The organism is Psychrobacter pacificensis, assembly GCF_018336615.1.
Classification (GTDB): Bacteria; Pseudomonadota; Gammaproteobacteria; order Pseudomonadales; family Moraxellaceae; genus Psychrobacter; species Psychrobacter pacificensis.
Window position 1 is genome coordinate 1,237,298 of the sequence record NZ_CP048752.1, and the last position, 19,557, is coordinate 1,256,854.

The window sequence follows — 19,557 nt, forward strand, 5'->3', positions numbered from 1 at the left end:
CGCCTAAAAAGATATGCTCCTATGTTTTCTATTTTTTATCAATACGAATCATTCAAGCGCTCGATACTCATGCCAGCGTCAGTGACGCCAATAACAGTACGCAAGTGGCAGACGCTTTTAGCTTTTATAATATTAGTCTGTCTAACGTTGACCGCTTGTAGTCACTCAGCATCTGACAAAGCTATTACTCACTTTGACACATCACCTCCCAAAGATATTACCGAAACAGCAAACAGCCATAGTGACCGTATTGATAGTGACCGTATCAATATCGTCTCCCCTGATTGGGGTAATGCTGCAACGCTGACGGCGATGGGTCATGCACCGATTGCCACTGGTGATATCAGAGTGTGGGACAGATGGGTGGGGCGCCCCCATCTCCCAGCAGCAACCACCGATATTGGGATTCGTTATCAGCCCAATGCTGAGCTGGTTGCACAGCTTCCTGTTGATATGGTCATAGATAACGCTTTTTATGAGCATGCCCGTAGCTTATACGGTGATGTGCCTGCGCAGTCGGTGATGTTTGCGGCAAAAGGAAAAGCGGCAACGTGGGCTGACTATACGGAGCCGACGCGCGCGCTTGGTGCATTGATTGATAATCCCAAGATGGCTGAAGACTATATTGTACAAAGTCAAAAAGACATACAGCTTGCCAGTCAGCAGTTTCAGCAGCGCTATCCAATAATCAAAAAGTTCGCGGTCGTCCAGTTTGCGGATGCCAATAACATGCGCATGTATGTTGATAACAGCCTGTTTAAGGTGGCATTAGAACAGATGGGCAAAGAGCTTGTGGTTTTAGGGGAGGGCAATCAGTGGGGGTTTGTACCGATACGAATGGGTGATTTGGCGCAGTTAGATGATGAGACTTGCCTGCTGATCATCGACCCACTCAGTCCCATCACCAGAGCTGAGATTAATGACAGTTTGGTATGGCAGCGTTTGGGCTATGGTGAGCGCCGCTGTATGGCGGAGTTGCCGCCAGTCTGGATATATGGCGGGATGTCGTCATTGGTCAGCTTGGCCAATAATTTATCCACGGTTTCGTTAACAGGTGGCGCGATATAATGACTATTCATACCAATCATGCGAGCAGTGCCAGCAACACCAGTAGCGCTAATAGCCTAAGCTCCACGTCCTCCTCACATACGGCAACTGTGATGACCTCATCGCCCAAGCCACCACCACATCCATCTCAGCCTCCGTCGTCTGTCGTGAGCAGTGCGTCTTGGCGATTGTGGGTGATTTTTATAGGATTGGTGGTTTTGTCCGCATGCAGTGGCTGGGCACTATTAGAGCGAGAATGGACACGCCCACTCAGTGAGCTATTTTTACCAAGTTTGCAGCTTGATATTGCCAGTATGGCGACTCAGCTTCATTTGGTTGCGACCAGTGTGGTGGCGCTATTGGCAGGTGGATTATTAGGCGTAGTCAGTATTTTATTACAACAGTTGGTCAAAAATCCATTGGCATCAGACACCACTTTGGGAGTCGGAATCGGTGCTCAGTTGGCTATGTTGATTGTGACGCTATTTTTGCCGAGTTTGGCTATTTATGGTGGTCTCTACGTGGCCTTTGTCGGTGCCATCATGAGTATGGGCTTGGTGTTTGCCTTGTCCGCGCCTAGTCGCTTCAATCCGCTGATTCTGATACTGGCAGGTCTGGTCGTCAATATCTTGCTTGCCGCTGTTGCCAATGTATTGGTGTTATTTTTTGCTGAAAGAAGCAACGGTATGTTGTCATGGGCGGCTGGGTTTTTGGCACAAAGCAGCTGGGATAGCAGTCGAGCGCTGATGATCACAGCGACCTTGGCGGCGATAGCCTGCCTGCCTTTATTGAAGCCGCTGACACTGATGAGCTTAGACGACTCACAAGCCAAACGTTTGGGCGTGCCTATCAATGGTATTCGCGCCTTAGTGGTCGTCATTGTGGCGGTGGTGACCGCACTAGTCATCAGTGAGGTTGGGCTGATTGGTTTTATAGGGCTTGGTGCCGCAAGCTTGGTCAATGCGCTAGGTATCTCGTCCATTGGTAAGCGCTTGGTCACGGCATTTGGGCTGGGTGCATTGTTATTGCTATTGACCAGTAACGTTGCCTTATTGCTTGAGCCTATACTGGGGATGCAAATTCCCGCTGGTGCCATGACGGGAATCTTAGGAGCGCCACTGATTATTTGGCTGATTTTGCGCCAGCGCCGCGATCGGATAGAAACCATCACCCCTATGATGAGCGGTCAAAATAAGACCGTTGTGTTTTGGCGATGGAGCGTTGGAGTTATCATCACGATAATGTTGGCTTGTCTTTTTGTACAGGATATCAATGGTTGGGGAATTAGTACTGATTGGGCGCTGACACAGCAGTATCGTCTGCCTCGTAGCTTGAGCGCGGCGGCAACAGGGATGATGCTTGCGGTCGCAGGCGTATTATTACAGACGCTAACGCGTAACCCTATGGCCAGTCCTGAGGTCTTAGGGGTCAGCTCAGGCGCGGCGCTTGGGGTTATTTTAGGATTTTTATTATTACCCATTTTGGGACTCTCTGCTGGCGCAGGTACGTTACTGATTTCAGGACTGTCAGGTGCGATGGCGGTGCTGCTGTTGATTATGTGGCTGGCACGTAGAGTCAGCTCAGGCTATTTGCTGTTAGTCGGTATTGGTATCGCTGCCATGATGGATGGGGTCATGCACATGGTCAAGCTCTCAGGTGACCCGCGTCTTGAGGCGATGCTCAGTTGGCTATCAGGCACTACCTATAGTGCGCAGCCTAGTACAGTATGGTATCTGATGGGCATTGCGCTTATCTTATTGGTACTTAGCTTATTGATTGTCAAACCCTTACGTGTTCTTGGTCTAGGGACGGGTGTGGCACGTAATTTGGGTGTGGCAGTGACCCCCGTGACATTATCACTACTGGCGCTCGTTGCTGCCCTTAGTACCGCGAGCACGCTTGCGGTGGGTCCTTTGAGTTTTATTGGGCTGATGGTACCGCATTTGGCGACGTCTCTTGGCGCTGTCAAACTTGAGCGCCAATTGCTGCTGGCTGCTCTCTTAGGCGCGGGGGTTATGGTAATGGCGGACTGGATCGGGCGGTATGTGATGTTTCCTTATGAGCTGCCTGCTGGTACGGTTGCCGCTATCATTGGCGGTGGCTATTTCTTATGGCTTATTCGTAAAGTGCCAACCACCGCTAATGGTTAGTTTGTCTTTTTATGAAACGATGAACCAACAATCAAGCGCTTATGAATGACGCTCATAAAAATAGCAGGGATCAGCGCTTGAGCGATGAGCAAGTACGGCGGGTACTAGTGACCTTATTGCTCGCTGGTACGGTCATCAGCTTTAGTAACAGCGCGCTCAACCCAGCCATTCCTGTATTTATGTCAGTGTTTGACGTCGATATCGTGCTTGGCGGCTGGGTACTAAATGCTTATGTGTTGGCCATGAGTGTGGGGCTCATGCTGAGCGGTTACTTAAACAAAAGGTTTGCTTCTAAGCCAGTCTATTTGGCGGCAGTACTTGGGTTTATGCTCGGTTCGGTCATGGGTATGATGGCGTTTAATATGAGCTTTGTCATCATGGCGAGAGCCGTACAAGGGCTGAGTGGTGGGCTGATTATTCCGCTCTCAATTGGTATGCTGTATCAGATTTACCCAAAGCAGCAGCACGGTAGGATAATGGCGCTATGGGGCATCGTTATTATGATGTCCTTGGCATTTGGTCCTTTGATTGGTGCTTATTTGGTTGATCAGTTTGCATGGTGGACACTGTTTGCCGTTACATTACCCCTTAGTGTGATCGTTATGGCGATGGTGTGGCGATTGATACCTGAACTTGATAGAGGCACGCATGACACCGCAAGCCCTTTTGATACGGTAGGGTTTGTCAGTTTGATCATCTGGCTACTGGCGATGATGATTTGGCTGAGCACCCTCAAAATAGATTTTACTCACGGTATCTCAAGCCGCGATGATTTGTTAAAAATAGTGGCATTAGGCGCATTGTCTATTTTATTTTTGCTGTCAGCCGTGGCTTGGTGGGCGTATGAGCGTCGTCAGAGCCATCCGTTGCTAAATGTGGGTTTGTTCGACAATAAAACTTATTTGCACAGTAATGTCATTAGTATCACCCAAACAGTAGGCTTGATGCTGTGTCTTTTATTATTGCCGATATTGATTCAAGAGGTGATGGGTGAAAGCGCTTTATGGACAGGCGTCGTTCTGATGGTTGCGACGCTCGTCGCCAGTATCACCACGTATTATGCTGGCAAGCGGGTAGACAAACGCGGTGCGCGAGGGGTTGGTATGGCGGGTATCACGATTAGTGCGCTGTCTACTTTGATGCTCGCATGGTGTTTGTACCAGCCCACACTTTGGCTACTCATATTGACGATGAGTGTGCGCGGTGTCGGCGTGGGTTTGGCGTATCTGCCAACCACCACAGTGGGTTTTAGTAGCTTACCTAAAGACTCGGTCACTGAGGGAGCTGCACTCAATAATATCAGTCGCCGTATCATCTCTACCATCGTTATCACGTTGACAACCCTTTATATCCATAGTCGAAGCGCGCAGCTACTAGCCGCAGGTAGTGATGTTGGCATAGCAAGCGCTATCCAAGAAATACTGGTAATAATCGCGTTGATGCTATTGTTCACACTTCCTTCTGCCTGCAAATTACCCCGCGCGCCATAACGATCAACTTCATAGTTGGGCAGTATGTAGATTACCGGTGTCAATGACGATCTGCTTGAAGGCTTATCCCTTTTATCTATTTATTTGAACAAACTTTGAGACAAGCCGCTTATGTCACTGTATAACCATTTCGCCAAATTTACCAAAGAAACGGACGGTAATTGCAGTAAGTCAGTCAACATGGTCACTCGCTACTTATAAAAACCTATTTGTAAATACTTATAGAAATAAAAATCATTATCATTTAGAATATCATTTACAAAGTTAGTACACACAGTATCATTTGCTAAATATAACGCATATCACTGTCCACCTATCCAATTAAGTGAAACAACCTAAGTGAAGTAATTATGAAAAGCCACCATCACGTTGCTCTATCTCTTCTTACCCTTTGTATCAGCCAGCAGTTATACGCCCAAACCAATGCCAATTCAGTGCAAAGTGCATCAGGTGTGCAGGCCACCGCTGCGGCGACCTCGAATGCATCATCAAGCGATGTACCTAGTGTGACTTTAGATGCTATTACAGTTAGTGCCAATGCCAAAACAGGCACAGCGCTGGCACAGAAAATTAGTGAAATGCCTGCTGTCACGCAAGTGATTTATGAGGCGGACATTCAGGCGCAGGCGACAGGTAACCGCACGGTTGGGGACATCTTAGCCCAGCTCGTGCCCAGCCTTGGCGTGAGTAGCGGCTCGGTCAGTAACTACGGCACGACCATGCACGGGCGTCCTGTACAGTATTTGCTCAACGGCGTGCCATTATCTGGCTCGCGCAGTTTATCACGCGAGCTAAACAGCATCGACCCTGAGCAAATTGAGCGCGTCGAAGTGCTCTCAGGTGCGACCAGCATCTATGGCGCGGGGGCAGCAGGCGGTCTGATTAATATCGTGACCAAATCAACGGCAGGTTATGGCTTGACAAGACAGACGCGCCTTGGCATTAACAGCAGCCGCGAGTTTAAATCCGACTCGCTCGGCTATCATGTGGGACAAAGCATCGGCTACGGCGGCGAGCGCGTGTATGGTAATGTCGATGTAGACTACGAGACCACAGGTGGCAAGTTTGACAGTCATGGCGACCGCATCAGCCCTGATGCCAACCAAACCGACAACCAAGACACCGATACTATTAGCGTCAACGCCAACCTTGGCTTTGATATTAGCGATACCAAGACCATGAATCTTGCGGCGACCTATTATGACAGCGAGCAAGACACCGATTATGGCGTTGATTATGGGGATAATCTATCCGTGCTCCAAGAAGGAACTACGCCTTCATTGCGTGCTATTGACGGTGCTAAAATCGAAAATCAACCCTACAATACCAAAAGCTCGGTCAACCTAAACTATAATGACAGTGACTTTTTGGGTTCTAACCTAAGTCTGACAGGCTATTATCGTGACGAAAAAGCACGCTTTTATCCGTCAGGAAAATCATTTACTAGTCAAGCCAAAGACGTTTGGGTAAATAATGGTTTAACCGATGCAGACACCTTAGGAAAGCTATTGGGTGCATCGGTCGTAGTTACGCAGTCTGAAGCGGATATTGAGGTGATGGGACTGCGCGCCGCTATGCAGACTGAAACCGATGTCATGGGTAAAAATACTTTGTTCAGCTATGGCGCGGATTTTGAACGTGAAGAGAGTGAGCAGACCTATTATGGCCAAGACCTGACTACTTTTCTTGCAAGTAATGGCTTGACTTCAACAAGTAATGGTCTGAGCTATAACGGCGGACCAAAAACCACTATCGATAAATGGGGCGCGTTCGTCAATGCCGATGTGGATATGACCGACAAATGGCACACCAGCGCTGGCGTGCGCTATCAAAACATCAAATCGGATACCGACCGTTTTGTGCCCATTTATGAGCAGCTATTGGCGGATTATTTTGCGACCAATGGCATCAGTGATATTGCTGACGCTTACGGTATTGATTACGAAGCAGGCGCGGTTGAGGCGGGTAGCAGTAAGCACGACAAAGTGCTGTTTAACCTTGGTACCAGCTATCAGTTGACCGATGATGACCAAGTCTTTGCTAACTTCTCGCAAGGCTTTACCACGGCTGACGTGCAGCGCGCCTTACGTGACGTGCGTGCTGGATTTGTGGTCAACTCAGACAATATTCAGCCCATTTCTATCAATAACTACGAGCTGGGCTGGCAAGGTAAGCGCGGTGATACCAGCGCAAAGGTTAGCGGTTTTTATAACGACTCAGACAAAACCGTACGCTTTACCAACGACTATACCGTTGAAGTCGTCGATACGGACGAACGTATTTACGGCGCTGAAGCCTCGCTCACGCATGATTTGAACAAAGACTGGCAGTTTGGCGGCAGCCTTGCCTATACCCGCGGGCAATACAAAAAAGACGGCGACTGGCTGGAGCTGGATGCAGTACGCCTGACGCCACTCAAAGGCACGGCATACGCGCAGTATAACTTTAGCGAAGGCAGCAATATTCGCTTGCAAGCGCTGGCAGTCGGCGGTAGCGACAAGGCTTATAAGGACCAACAGAACGACCCAGACGCGAGTGCGCAGCCATTAACAGGCTATGCGACCTTTGATGTGCTTGGGCAAGTCAAACTGCCTGTCGGCCGTATGGGCTACGGCGTGTATAATATCTTAAACAAAGACTATCAGACCGTGTATCATCAAACGACCTTTGGCGATTTAAACCGTTTGCCTGCTTCAGGGACAACTTACGGCTTGAGCTATACCGTGGATTACTAAAAAGCGCCACGCATTAAAAAACCCTTCATGCTATGAAAATTTAGCGTGAAGGGTTTCTTTATGTTCATAACTCTCTAAATCATTCATCTGCTCCAAGAGTATTTGCTAGCGTTTCCAACTTCACGCTTTATCAGGTGTAAAATTCTTCTTTAGTATTTTATGATTGACTTATAGCGTATCAATGCTAATCTAAGCACTCTTTGGGGAGTAGCCTGCTTTCGTACTGCGAAAGCGTTCGTATCAACACACTTGGCCACATGCCATGGTGCGAACACCTCTCGGTTGGCGAGACCATCGATATATCTACACTGCAGGTCGGGGGTGTGGCTATGTCGTGGACTCTATACTCGACCAGAGAAAATCACATGAATCCTATCGCACTTCTATTACTTGCTTTTTCTATGTCTACGGATGCCTTTTCTGTGGCAATCAGTAAAGGAGCAATTCTTAAAAACCCTCGTTTTACCGAAGCCTTCAGAATGGGTGTTATTTTTGGCACCATTGAAGCGATCACGCCGATTATTGGTTGGTTAATTGGTCACTCTGCCACATCCTTTATAGATGCGTCTTTTATTGAGGCATGGGATCATTGGGTCGCGTTTGTCATACTTTTTACGCTCGGTCTGCACATGCTGTATGAGGGACTGAAGCCAAGTGATGAAACGGCAGAAGTGCTATCGAGACATTCTGTTTTCAAACTTGCTTTGACTGCATTTGGTACCAGCATCGATGCCATGGCTGTCGGTGTGAGCCTAGCATTTGTCAAGGTCAATATTTTGCTGGCGGCAGGTCTGATTGGTCTAGCGACTACGATAATGGTCACGCTAGGGGTGATGTTAGGAAAGGTGTTGGGCTCCATAATCGGTCACAGAGCTGAAATATTTGGTGGTGTGATGCTAATTGCCATCGGTACATGGATTTTATTTAGTCATCTTTAGTCACTTGATAGATATGAGCTACTTGATAAATATAAGCCTAGCTATTGATATAGCTGGGCTTTTTTATGTCTATAATCAGCACATAACACCATAACTCTTGCTAAATGAACGGAACATCTCAGTACTACAAAAATTGTTAATCATCAATAGAATAATCATGATGAAGATAAAAATGCCAATGCCCCACATAGGCAAAGTGAGCATCCAATTCGTCAAATTTTGGTTACCACAGTGGCTACAGCTCCAATCAGAACGTTTGAGGCTAGTATCACATTTCGGACATCTTTTATGATTAATAAACAATTTAGCCTCCCTTACAAATATATGCTTTTATAAGAGTATATATCTGCTATATCAATTGGGCAATTGTTTATCAAGACAATTATATATTGTCAGCGATTGGATGCGAATCAGGATGGAATGCATAATGATAAAGATCTCTAAAAAAATACATGTTTAAAATGATTTTGTTACATATTGTTAAATAGCAGTCGATGCTATGTATAATGCAGCCCTAATACAGTTTTCATTCATATGCCCTTAAGAAGAATATTTTATCATGTCAAATAAGCGTCCCTTATATATTCCCGTTGCTGGCCCCGCTCTTTTAGAGACCCCTTTACTCAATAAAGGCAGTGCCTTCTCAGCAGAAGAGCGCAATAGCTTTAATTTAACTGGGTTACTACCGCATAATATTGAGACGATTGAAGAGCAATCATTGCGTGCTTATCATCAGCTGCGCTCATTCACGAGTGATATGGACAAGCATATCTATTTGCGTAATATTCAAGACACCAATGAAACCTTGTTTTATCATTTGGTTGAGCAGCACATTGAAGAAATCATGCCGCTCATATATACCCCGACAGTTGGTCAAGCGTGTGAAAAATTCTCGCAAATCTATCGCCGTAAACGGGGGCTATTTGTCTCATATGCTGAGCGCCATCAAATTGATGATATATTGCAAAATGCCACCAAACAAAACGTCAAAGTGATCGTTGTCACTGACGGCGAACGTATATTGGGCCTTGGAGACCAAGGTATTGGCGGTATGGGCATTCCAATCGGTAAGTTGTCTTTATACACGGCGTGCGGTGGTATTAGCCCAGCGTATTGCTTACCAATCTTGTTAGATGTCGGCACCAATAATCAACAGCTCCTTGACGATCCTATGTATATGGGCTGGAGAAACCCACGTATCTCTGGCGATGAGTATAATGAGTTTGTGGATTTATTCATTCAAGCCGTTAAACGCCGTTGGCCAGAAGCGTTATTGCAGTTTGAAGATTTTGCACAGGAAAATGCCACCCCATTATTGAATAAATATCGTGACCAGCTATGCTGTTTCAATGATGATATCCAAGGGACAGCTGCGGTATCGGTCGGTACCTTGATTGCTGCTTGCTTGAATAAAGGTCAAAAATTAAGCGAGCAAAAAATCGCGTTTTTGGGCGCAGGCTCGGCAGGTTGTGGTATCGCCGAACATATTGTTCGCCAAATGCAGCGTGAAGGGTTGACTGAAGCGCAAGCACGTAGCCAAGTATTTATGGTGGATCGTTATGGTCTGTTGACCGACAGCATGACCGAGCTACAAAAATTCCAAGTACCATTGGTACAAAAAGAATCAGACATTGCGCATTGGGACAAGAGCAACAAGCTCGGTTTGGCACAAGTCGTTCAGCAAGGCGGTGTGACGGTATTGTTCGGTGTCAGTGGCCAAAAAGGTCTGTTTACCCAAGAGGTCATCGAAGCGTTATGCGCCAATACGGAACATCCAATTGTATTACCGCTGTCAAACCCAACAACTCGTGTTGAGGCAACACCGCAAGAAGTGATGAACTGGAGTCGTGGCAAAGCCATCATTGCAACAGGCAGTCCTTTTCCTCCCACGACCTTCAATGGCCAGACCTTTGAGGTGTCTCAGTGTAATAACAGCTATATATTCCCAGGCATCGGTCTTGGCGTTTTGGCGGCTCAGGCGACAAGTATCAGTGATAATATGCTAATGGCGGCAAGCCAAGCCCTTGCAGATATCTCTATGGAGTACCAAAAAGCACCGGGTGCTATACTACCGCCAATCAAAGTGATCAGAGAGATTAGTGAAAAAATAGCCTATGCCGTAGCAGTGCAAGCGGTTGAAGATAAGCTGGCACTACCTGATACCGCGGAAAACTTACAACGCAGAATAGAGGCAAACTTTTGGTTACCTGAATACCGTCACTATCGCCGTACTTCTTTTTAATATAGAAAAGATATAAAAAAATCCTAATACCACGATGAAAAGTGGTATTAGGATTTTTTGTTTGAGCAAACAGATAAGGCTTATACTCGCAGAGATGCAAGAAAATTGGAAGGATATCGATAGTATAATGGCAGCTTAGTTCTACTTATTTGGTGTTTTAAATTTGGGGGGTATTTCCGTTTGAACTGTAGTAAAACAGGCATTCATCATGCCCTAAAGCGGCTTGGTATCAGTCAAAAAAAAGACTTTAGAACATCCAAAAGCCTGTCCGATCAAAAGAGCGATATACCACAGTAAGCTTTATAGCTTTAGGCAGCAAGGCTACCCCATCGTTTATATATACGCGCGCGGCTTTGAGAGTCAGACCATTCGCTCTCATGGTTATGCACCGATTGGTAAGCCTTGTATCGATAGCTACAACTGGTAAGGTAAAAAGCGAACCAACGTTATCGGTGCTCTGTATGAAAAGATGCTGTTTGCCCTAGATTACTTTGAGACAAACATCAACAGCATCGTCTTCTATCACTGGTGCAAACACAAGCTAATCCCAAGTCTTAAAACCAAATGCTTGATTGTGATGGATAATGCCAGATTTCATAAGAGTAAGCGTATTCAAAAGCTACTGAATAGGCATGGTCATCGTATTCTATGGCTGCCACCATACAGCCCTGATCTGAATTCCATTGAAAAGAAATGGGCACAAGTAAAGTTTCTACGCCAAGGCTGGATGGAAAACGACTTATCCAAATTGTTTTATGATGTTTGTCCTAACCATAACAATTTTATTTTGAACTGACTATATAAATAATTATAAAAACTCGAAGTATGATTTCAAAGCTTGGTTACCTAGAGTAGCCAAGCTTTTTTAGTATTTAATAACGAGTACAAAAACAGTCATGCTTTTAAAGACTTAATAAGTACGACCAAGATTTATTGCACCGGTAAGTGCGCCGTCTATTTTTGTAACACTGCTGCAATTTAAAACGTTATTGTTAAATCTATGTTTTGTTTTGTGTGATTAGTCCGCTATTACTTGAGCCTTTTACCGTTTTTGCTATGGTAATAGCTCAACAGCAATCATATAGGAAAGACTTATGAGTAAAAACAATAATAAAGAGCGGATTATCGATAATTCAGAAGATCTGAAAGATAAAATCACTGAGTCTATGGATGCCTTTAAACTGCGGGCAGATCTGTTAGTGGCGAATTTAAAAGAGGGCGGCAATGATGGTTATGATCACTCAATCTCTAGCGCCGGCGAGAAAGGTCTAAAGTCAGGCAAAGTATCCGAGCTTACCGTTATCGCACCGCTAAAAGACGGCGGCGCTGCCCGTCTCAAAGAGATTCTAAAAATAGCAGGGGGCAATCTAAAAGGCGCGACAAGGGTAGGCACTTTGCACGATTTGCGCTTCGTCTTTTTAGATAATGATACAAGAGTGCTTTTTTGCACCGCTTATGACGGCGACTGGGATCCTTATATTGATGATTTCGCCACCAAAATTCCTGAACTCATGGATATTTTATTCGGCAATGTCGAGGGCTGGCCGGGTATCAAAGACCCAAGTGTTAAGCAGTTTATTCTTGATCATCAGATTACTGCTGCAGGCTGGTACGTAGGCGTCCCGCATCTGACGGTACAAGATATTCGCCGTCATGAGCGTATTGTTAAAGGCATCAATAAAGCTTTAGATGAAGCGCAAACAAACTAATTTTCTAGACATTGTATTTTTAAACGCATAAATTTCAAGGCTTTGATACGGTCATACTTTAATAACGATAAAAAATGAATAGGGCGATGTATGAGTAATGATGATAACAAACCTTTAACGGGATTGACCGATAAGTTGCAAGACTTAAAAGATGAGTTTGGCAATCGCATCGAAAACAGCGATTTTGAGACGTGGCTTAAAGGCGTGAAAGAGGAAGTCGGTGACGGTATTGAGATGATGGCTCGTAGGGCGCGCGGGGTCTTTAACCCCAATCTCGTCACCATGCAGCTAAAAGATATTCAATCTATCGTCCTACGTGAGCGTCCCGCCCCATATTTTGGCACGGTAGTAGCACTAAAAATCAATAATGCTGACGTTGGCAAACAAATGCTAGCGCAGGTGTTGCCTCATGTAACCGGTAGTGAAGACTGGCACAAAGACATGCAAGCCACGCTGTCTATCGTCATGACTTACGAGGGTCTACAAGCGTTAGGTGTACCGCAGTCATCACTTGATAGCTTTCCTGAGTCTTTTAAAGCAGGTATGGCAGCGCGTGCTGAGCAGTTGCGCGATTTTGATGTTAATGCCCCTGAGAATTGGATGGCACCTTTTGGGGATAAGGGTGATATCCATGTGGGCGCGGCTATTATCGCTGATACTAAAGATAAATGGCAGGCCAAACTTGACGAGCTTCGAGATAATCTTACCGATCATATCGATGTGGACAATCCTGCTAATGGTGATGTAGAAATCCTAATCGAGCAGGACTTTGGTTCAAATGACAACGTCAAAAACGTCTTTGGGTATCGTGACGGTATCAGTAATCCTGAGATTCAAGGCAGTGGTATTCAGACGCCTTCGAACCATGACGGCGATCCTATTGCCGCAGGGGAGTTTGTGCTCGGTTACGAAGGGGAGGCAGGGCTGGTTGCGCCTATGCCGCAGCCTGAAGTCTTAGGCAAGAACGGCTCGTTTATGGTGTTACGTGCTTATCATAGCCATGTTGCTGCTTTTAATAAATACCGCAAAGATAATACCGACAGCGAAGAAGAGGCGGAGCTGCTAGGTGCAAAAATGTGGGGACGCTGGCGTTCAGGCGCGCCGCTCGTTTTGTCTCCCGATCATGATGATAAAGCGCTTGGCGATGATCCTAGCCGCAATAACGACTTTGGTTATAAAGACGATCCTTACGGTAAAAAGTGTCCGTTTGGCGCGCATATCAGGCGTATGAACCCACGCGATAGCGAAGATTTTATTTTATCCGATGTGCGTATTCACCGTATCGTTAGACGTAGCGTGGGCTTTGGTGAAGTTGTGCCACCCGATGTAATAGAGGACGATGGCAAAGATCGCGGTCTGTTTTTTATTGGTATTAATGCTCATGCCATGGAGACGGTTGAGTTCTTGCAATCGCAGTGGATCAACGATGGCAACTTTATGAGCTTAGGCGAAGAAAAAGATCCTATGGTTGGTTTGCACTTTGGTGATAAAGGAGGAAGTGATAAAGACAGCGATGCAGATACCTTTACTGTTCCGGCTGATCCAATTCGCAAACGCTACCATGGTATTGAAACCTTTAATACCTTGCACGGCGGCGAGTACTTTTTTATTCCGAGTTTATCGGCGCTAAAATGGATTAGCGAGCTGTCTTAACTCTCAGTACCATTTGTAATAGTCACCACTTAACAATAATAATCATGAATAAAATTAGGAAATATAATGCTAAAAAAATTATTTAAACCCAAATACGTCCCCTACGATCCAAAATATATCGAATTAAGTGCTGAGGACGAAAAAAACATTCGTACTATTACCGACGATATCAAAAGCTATATTTCGCGTAGTGATAAAGCCAGTAATATCGATTATCACACGCGTGATGCCCATGCCAAGGGGTACTGCGCACTAAAAGCCAAGTTTGAGATATTAGATGATATTCCCAAAGAGTACGCGCAAGGTTTGTATGCTAAAGCGGGCATTCATGATGCGGTGATTCGTTTGTCCAACGGTTCATCTCGAGTATTCGCTGATCGTAAGTTGGGCTTTGCTCAAGGTCTCGCGATTAAAGTTTTTGACGTACCGGGTAAGAAGCTCGCTCCCGGTGAGGAGGACAGTACGACCTTTGATTATAACTTTATCAATCATCCGGTGTTCTTTTGCAATAGAATTGAGGAGTATACCTATCTCTCAAGACTGTTTTTGGAATTACCTAAATACACGGAGAAGGGCGCGATCGGTAAAGCGCAGTTGGCGTTTAACTGGCTGACCAATTACGGCTCAAGATTACCAACCAAAGAGTCGATTAAAACCTTTAAAGCTATCGGCGGCTTTACGAGGATTGAACCAAAAAATACCTTGTTATACGACTTTCATTCGCAAGGTGTGGTGCGTCATGGTGATTATATGGCAAAGATACGGGCAACGCCAACAGCCTCTTCTGTCAAAAAAGTCACGCGCCGTGATGTCGATGTCGACGCCCGCGAAGAGGCGCTGCGACCGCTTATCGTCGAGGAGATACGCGAACATGATTATCAGTTTGATATCCAGATTCAGCTATGCCGTAATCTCAAAAAGCAGCCGATTGAAGAGATTACGACGCAGTGGCAAGAGTCGGATACGCCCTTTGTCACCGTAGCGCGTTTAACCCTTCCTTGCCAAGACGTACCAGATGACGGTAATTTTGAGATTATGGAGAATCTATCCTTTACCCCATTTCGCTGTCTTGAAGAGAACCGTCCTATCGGAAACTTACAACAGTCGCGTCTCAAGGCCTATCAAGTCGCCTCCGAGACTCGCCATAAACTCAACGACGTCAAGCGCCGTGAGCCAAAGAGTTTAAAGGAGACGTTTGCTAAGTCTTTTTTTTAGACTAATTGTTTTTGGGGCTGTCCTAGATAAGTAAAATTATTTAGGATAGCACTATGAGAAAGAGTAAACTAAGTTGGTATAAACAAAACAGACTCATCGAGTTATTTGTTGCTGGTTCTACCGCGAGAACAGCAGCAAGCCTAATCGGTGTTAATAAAACCACAGCCAGTTAAAGCGTAATGGCAAGGTCTACGCTTGTATTATACCCAATGCTAAAGCAGATACTTTGATCCCCATCATAAGAGAAAAAGTGAAGCCTGATAGCATTGTTTATACTGACTCATTTAAAAGCTATAACGCATTAGATGTCAGTGAGTTTACTCATTATCGTATCAACCACTCCAAAACCTTTGTTAATGATAAGAATCACATTAATGGTATAGAGAACTTTTGGAACCAAGCTAAACGGCATCTACGTAAGTTTAACGGAGTTCCAAAAGAGCATTTTCACCTCTATTTAAAGGAATGTGAGTGGCGTTTTAATCACAGTGACCCAAAGTCGCAATTACTACAATTAAAACAATGGGTTAAACAGGGTTTAAACTAGTTATCTAGGACAGCCCCTAAAAAAATCCTAATACCACTTTTCATCGTGGTATTAGGATTTTTTGTTTGAGCAAACAGATAAGGCTTATACTCGCAGAGATGCAAGAAAATTGCCATGCGTGCTGAAAAAACGGATGAGTCGTTTGCTGCTAATATCTATTTAGCAGCGACGATTATCCATTGACGGTAATTGTCAACACACCCTAGTTAAATCTACAATTTAGAATTAATACCTTTAAAGTATCGGTGGTGTTCTAAAAAGTATGCTGACATCAGACATAGCCATCATTGATATAAAAGAATACCAAATCAAACACTTTTAAGTGATTATCGAGCTTCTTAGAGAAACAACAGGTTCTTCTAACGGCTCGTTTTAGTCGGTGTCTAAGACGGCAATTATTGCCTTCAATACCTATCGTATGCTGTTTGCCAACTTGTTTGTTATCTGGTTTAAAGGACGTTATGAAACTGTCCCAATTGTCCATGCTAATAGAGTCATAGCTCACTTTAAGTTGCTTAAGACGCGCTCTTAGTTTCTGAGCTGTTTTTAAGTCGCGTTTGCCCCAAACATAAGCGACAATCTCATTAGTAGCCCGGTCATAAGCATAAATAAGCCAGACTTTACGCTTCTTACGATATACGTAAGTCCAAAAATCATCAACTTCTAAGCGTTCATAGTAGCGCTTATTAGGCAGGATCTTATAAACGGATGAGCTTATGGTGCTGAGCACTTTACCAATACTCACCGAGGTAATGATGGCTATGTCTCTAACACCGCAGCCTCGAGCAGTCATCAGCCGTAAGATGTCTTCTATTTGAGAGTAACAGCCTTGGTAGTTTAAGACATGGTCATCAATGAATTGTCGTTTGCAGTCCTTACATTGGTAGTTCTGCTTGCCATAGCTTTTTATACCATTTTTCTTTAGACTAAGACTGTGACTAAGACAGTCGGGGCAATTGATCTGTATTTGTGTCTTCATAACCTCAAATATATCATCTTGCTTCGGCTGTCACCCTTCCTTTATTACCCCAGCATACTTTTTGATACACCACCCCCATTTTTATTGGTTTAATTTGGCCAACACATTTTCTGCTAAGTCTTGCAACGTTTCTTTGACAGGGCGTTTGGTAGGCTTTAAATTAATGGCGACATGAGATAAGCCTTGTTCTTTCTGCTCTTGCCAAAATTCCAGCAAACTATGTGACCCGCCTCGTAGATAAATATTGCGAGATAATTGAGCAGGCTCATTCGGCTTCTCACTAAGTTCGACAAAATTGGCATAACCAAAAGGATGCCAAGCGTCATCTTGATTTAAATCCGCCAAGGTTTGCACAATGTTTTTGGTATCTTTTGGGTTTACCCCATGCCAAATCCACGCATCGGCAGTATTAGCAAGCCAATCTAGTTCCTGTCTGGCACGACCAATAGCAACCATCGGTAAGCGTTGTTCAAGGGTAGGGATAAAGCCAATATTGCCTGTTAAATCCCCATAATGTTGCCCTTTAAACTGCGGAAATTTTTGGGTGGTTAAGGCACGAATCATGTCCCAACTTTCTCGAAAACGCTCGGCACGATTGTCAAAGTTTTGCTGAAACACAGGGTATTCCACAGGTCTATCGCCACTCGACATCCCCAAAATAAAGCGATTATTGCTTAATACTGCCGTACTTGCTGAGGCTTTGGCGATATGAATGGGACTCCGCAAAGGTGCAACGATGCCTGCTGAACCTATCGCAATTCGTTGGGTTTTCGCAGTCAAATAGCCCATGGCAACCATGGGGTCAAATGCTTGTCCAACATCGCCAAAACTTGGGTCATAAAATGGCACATCTCGCAACCATAGTGCAGAAAATCCAAGCTGTTCTGCCAAGACAGCGGTTTCCCCAAAGTCTTCTAAGCTCGGAATCGGACTATTGGGATAGCCTTTAAACGGGGCAATCAATCCCAAGGTGAGTTTATCCGCTTGAAACACCTCACTAAATGCAGGGTGATTGGCAAGATGAGGGGGTAGTTGTTTTTGTTGCGGGGTTATATTTTCATTCGTCTGAGCGGTGTGAAGTAATTGGCTATTGTCTTGTCCAAGAACAGAGAGGTTTGGTACAGCAGTTTGTGAGCTTGTGGTCATGAGAGTTACTCCGTTAAATTAAGCATTAAAAAATATAGCCCTAGTATAATGCTTTTGTTTTTAATGATAATTGGGGTAAAATTGGAAACAGTTTTGCTTTTTTTGCAAAAATATGTTTATTCAAAAATACACTTAACTGCTAACAAACCCATGACCATCAATTACTTCTATGCCCTCACTATTTTTCACCATGTGGCGAATACTAATAGCTTTACTGCCACGGCAAGTCAGCTTGGGCTGGCGGTGTCGTCTGTCACTCGGCAAATTGATAACTTAGAACAATCCTTGCAAGTTAAGCTATTGAATCGCTCAACCAGACATTTGGATTTGACCCATGCAGGGATGCGTTATTTACAACAGACTGAGCCGATATTAGCTGAATTACAACAGGTAAATGAAGCGATTAAAGAGGAGCAAATTGAGCCACAAGGGCGATTGTGCCTTACTTTTCCCAGTGCCTATGGGATTGAAAAAATCGCCCCATTGCTTGCCGAATTTGCCCATTTATACCCAAAAATTGAATTGGAGCTATTTGCCAGTGATGAATTTGTAGATTTATTTAATGAGAAATATGATGTAGGGGTGCGGTTAGGGCGTGTGGAGGATGACCGCTTGGTAGCAAAATTTATTGCCTCTCAGCAACGGCTGTTATGTGCCAGTCCCGATTATCTACGATTGCATGGAATACCACAAACACCGTCACAATTAGCCGAGCATAATTGTTTGCCGTTTATGTATCAAGGCTATGCGTCAAAGTGGTATTTCCATCAAACGGGTAAAACGCAAAGTTTGCGGGTGACAGGGAATTTGATGGGTAATAATATAGAAATGCTGAAACAAGCCACGCTTGATGGACAAGGGATTAGCCATTTACCTAATTGGCTGATTGAGAAAGCGTTGCAGTCTGGGGCGTTGGTACAGGTGTTGTCTGATTGGCAAGTGACCCCGTCTTTGGCGACAGATGACGGGATTTATTTGGTGTATCCGCCCACTAGCCGTAATGTGGTAAAAATTGGCGTGTTGGTGAATTTTTTAGCACAGCGTTTGATAGGTTAAACTGTAGATGGTGATATTGTGAAAAGCAGTAGAATATTATGCGTATCTAATTTAGGGAGGGTTTTCTTCATAAAAGTAGTCTAGCATAGTGCTTATCTACTACAGCCCCAAAAATTAATTACATCCATGCAGTCACATAAATTTTAGACAATAAAAAACCCTTACAAGTCATTGACTTGTAAGGGTTTGAATGTGGTGGCCAGTATCAACCATACTTATTGATTAAGTTTTTGATATTAAAAGATATTTATAAATATTAATTTTATTATACCAACATTTATACCAACAATCTTATGAGTTAGATAGCTGATCCTGAAGATATATTATTCATAAAAAATATTGTTATCTTTTGTTATATTAGGCTGCTAATTTACATTTATCAGGTTTGAGCTGCTTAGTGTTTACTATGAATAATATCATTAGTTGATATAATCTAAAAAAGAAGTCTTTTGTCTGGATGAATAAATGTATATTAATGAGTTAAGAGTAAACAGTTATTATGACTGGGAAGTTATTTGTAAATATTTAGCTAATATTTACACATTAAATAAATATGGGTAACCCTCCCAAACCTAAGACACCTTATAAATGGAATTAAGCTGCCTGAGCTATGCTGAATAAAACGTAGAGCTAAACTTGGTAAACTAAGC

13 protein-coding genes, 2 pseudogenes and 1 riboswitch are annotated in these 19,557 nt (G+C 44.3%); of the genes and pseudogenes, 13 read left to right on the plus strand and 2 right to left on the minus strand.

Annotated elements, in window-relative coordinates:
- Nucleotides 1-21 precede the first annotated feature (21 nt).
- The 12 genes and pseudogenes from GYK50_RS05370 to GYK50_RS05425 all read left to right on the plus strand — a co-directional run bounded on the left by GYK50_RS05370 (nt 22) and on the right by GYK50_RS05425 (nt 15,726).
- Entirely contained in the window at nt 22-1,068 is a 1,047-nt protein-coding gene (locus GYK50_RS05370) for a TroA family protein (RefSeq protein ID WP_227517176.1), read from the plus strand.
- Entirely contained in the window at nt 1,068-3,197 is a 2,130-nt protein-coding gene (gene fhuB, locus GYK50_RS05375) for a Fe(3+)-hydroxamate ABC transporter permease FhuB (RefSeq protein ID WP_071001795.1), read from the plus strand. Before GYK50_RS05370 ends, fhuB begins: the two co-directional genes overlap by 1 nt.
- A 41-nt stretch (nt 3,198-3,238) precedes the next feature.
- Nucleotides 3,239-4,687 carry an MFS transporter gene (locus GYK50_RS05380; protein WP_071001794.1) on the plus strand — a complete coding sequence of 483 codons (1,449 nt, stop codon included), beginning with the start codon at nt 3,239-3,241 and terminating at the stop codon, nt 4,685-4,687.
- Between the two features lie 350 nt (nt 4,688-5,037).
- Nucleotides 5,038-7,422: a TonB-dependent receptor gene (locus GYK50_RS05385; RefSeq protein WP_212564398.1), complete on the plus strand. Its 2,385-nt coding sequence runs from the start codon at nt 5,038-5,040 to the stop codon at nt 7,420-7,422.
- A 190-nt stretch (nt 7,423-7,612) separates the two neighbouring features.
- Nucleotides 7,613-7,780, plus strand: a riboswitch (yybP-ykoY riboswitch).
- A gap of 7 nt (nt 7,781-7,787) precedes the next feature.
- Nucleotides 7,788-8,360, plus strand: a complete 573-nt coding sequence (locus GYK50_RS05390; protein WP_071001792.1) for a manganese efflux pump MntP — start codon at nt 7,788-7,790, stop codon at nt 8,358-8,360.
- A gap of 559 nt (nt 8,361-8,919) precedes the next feature.
- Nucleotides 8,920-10,602: an NAD-dependent malic enzyme gene (locus GYK50_RS05395; RefSeq protein ID WP_058023721.1), complete on the plus strand. Its 1,683-nt coding sequence runs from the start codon at nt 8,920-8,922 to the stop codon at nt 10,600-10,602.
- A gap of 177 nt (nt 10,603-10,779) precedes the next feature.
- Nucleotides 10,780-10,899, plus strand: a pseudogene (locus tag GYK50_RS12860) (IS630 transposase-related protein); the annotation flags it as partial.
- Between the two features lie 172 nt (nt 10,900-11,071).
- Nucleotides 11,072-11,398 carry a transposase gene (locus GYK50_RS05405; RefSeq protein ID WP_212564400.1) on the plus strand — a complete coding sequence of 109 codons (327 nt, stop codon included), beginning with the start codon at nt 11,072-11,074 and terminating at the stop codon, nt 11,396-11,398.
- 370 nt (nt 11,399-11,768) lie between these two features.
- On the plus strand, nt 11,769-12,311 hold the full coding sequence (locus GYK50_RS05410; protein WP_071003634.1) for a hypothetical protein: 543 nt from the start codon (nt 11,769-11,771) through the stop codon (nt 12,309-12,311).
- A gap of 90 nt (nt 12,312-12,401) precedes the next feature.
- Nucleotides 12,402-13,964, plus strand: a complete 1,563-nt coding sequence (locus GYK50_RS05415) for a Dyp-type peroxidase (RefSeq protein WP_071001791.1) — start codon at nt 12,402-12,404, stop codon at nt 13,962-13,964.
- Nucleotides 13,965-14,030: 66 nt separating this feature from the next.
- Nucleotides 14,031-15,179 (plus strand): catalase family protein, encoded by a 1,149-nt coding sequence (locus GYK50_RS05420; RefSeq protein WP_071001790.1) that lies wholly within the window; start codon nt 14,031-14,033, stop codon nt 15,177-15,179.
- A 53-nt stretch (nt 15,180-15,232) separates the two neighbouring features.
- Nucleotides 15,233-15,726 (plus strand): annotated as a pseudogene (locus GYK50_RS05425) (IS1595 family transposase).
- Between the two features lie 271 nt (nt 15,727-15,997).
- Here GYK50_RS05425 and GYK50_RS05430 read toward each other — a convergent pair.
- Together GYK50_RS05430 and GYK50_RS05435 are read right to left on the minus strand one after the other, a co-directional pair.
- Entirely contained in the window at nt 15,998-16,705 is a 708-nt protein-coding gene (locus GYK50_RS05430) for an IS1 family transposase (RefSeq protein WP_071001787.1), read from the minus strand.
- Nucleotides 16,706-16,786: 81 nt separating this feature from the next.
- Nucleotides 16,787-17,851 (minus strand): TIGR03571 family LLM class oxidoreductase, encoded by a 1,065-nt coding sequence (locus GYK50_RS05435; protein WP_083328829.1) that lies wholly within the window; start codon nt 17,849-17,851, stop codon nt 16,787-16,789.
- 150 nt (nt 17,852-18,001) lie between these two features.
- On the opposite strand from GYK50_RS05435, the gene GYK50_RS05440 reads away from it, so the two are divergent.
- On the plus strand, nt 18,002-18,907 hold the full coding sequence (locus GYK50_RS05440; RefSeq protein WP_197496723.1) for a LysR family transcriptional regulator: 906 nt from the start codon (nt 18,002-18,004) through the stop codon (nt 18,905-18,907).
- Nucleotides 18,908-19,557 lie beyond the last annotated feature (650 nt).

Excerpts from the sequence above, each read along its gene's own strand:
- GYK50_RS05405 (WP_212564400.1), top strand. The coding sequence starts at position 11,072 with ATGCTGTTTGCCCTAGATTACTTTGAGACAAACATCAACAGCATCGTC.
- GYK50_RS05430 (WP_071001787.1), bottom strand. The coding sequence starts at position 16,705 with ATGAAGACACAAATACAGATCAATTGCCCCGACTGTCTTAGTCACAGT.
- GYK50_RS05435 (WP_083328829.1), bottom strand. The coding sequence starts at position 17,851 with ATGACCACAAGCTCACAAACTGCTGTACCAAACCTCTCTGTTCTTGGA.
- GYK50_RS05390 (WP_071001792.1), top strand. The coding sequence starts at position 7,788 with ATGAATCCTATCGCACTTCTATTACTTGCTTTTTCTATGTCTACGGAT.
- GYK50_RS05380 (WP_071001794.1), top strand. The coding sequence starts at position 3,239 with ATGAATGACGCTCATAAAAATAGCAGGGATCAGCGCTTGAGCGATGAG.
- GYK50_RS05385 (WP_212564398.1), top strand. The coding sequence starts at position 5,038 with ATGAAAAGCCACCATCACGTTGCTCTATCTCTTCTTACCCTTTGTATC.
- GYK50_RS05395 (WP_058023721.1), top strand. The coding sequence starts at position 8,920 with ATGTCAAATAAGCGTCCCTTATATATTCCCGTTGCTGGCCCCGCTCTT.
- GYK50_RS05410 (WP_071003634.1), top strand. The coding sequence starts at position 11,769 with ATGGATGCCTTTAAACTGCGGGCAGATCTGTTAGTGGCGAATTTAAAA.
- GYK50_RS05420 (WP_071001790.1), top strand. The coding sequence starts at position 14,031 with ATGCTAAAAAAATTATTTAAACCCAAATACGTCCCCTACGATCCAAAA.
- GYK50_RS05370 (WP_227517176.1), top strand. The coding sequence starts at position 22 with ATGTTTTCTATTTTTTATCAATACGAATCATTCAAGCGCTCGATACTC.
- fhuB (WP_071001795.1), top strand. The coding sequence starts at position 1,068 with ATGACTATTCATACCAATCATGCGAGCAGTGCCAGCAACACCAGTAGC.
- GYK50_RS05440 (WP_197496723.1), top strand. The coding sequence starts at position 18,002 with ATGACCATCAATTACTTCTATGCCCTCACTATTTTTCACCATGTGGCG.
- GYK50_RS05415 (WP_071001791.1), top strand. The coding sequence starts at position 12,402 with ATGAGTAATGATGATAACAAACCTTTAACGGGATTGACCGATAAGTTG.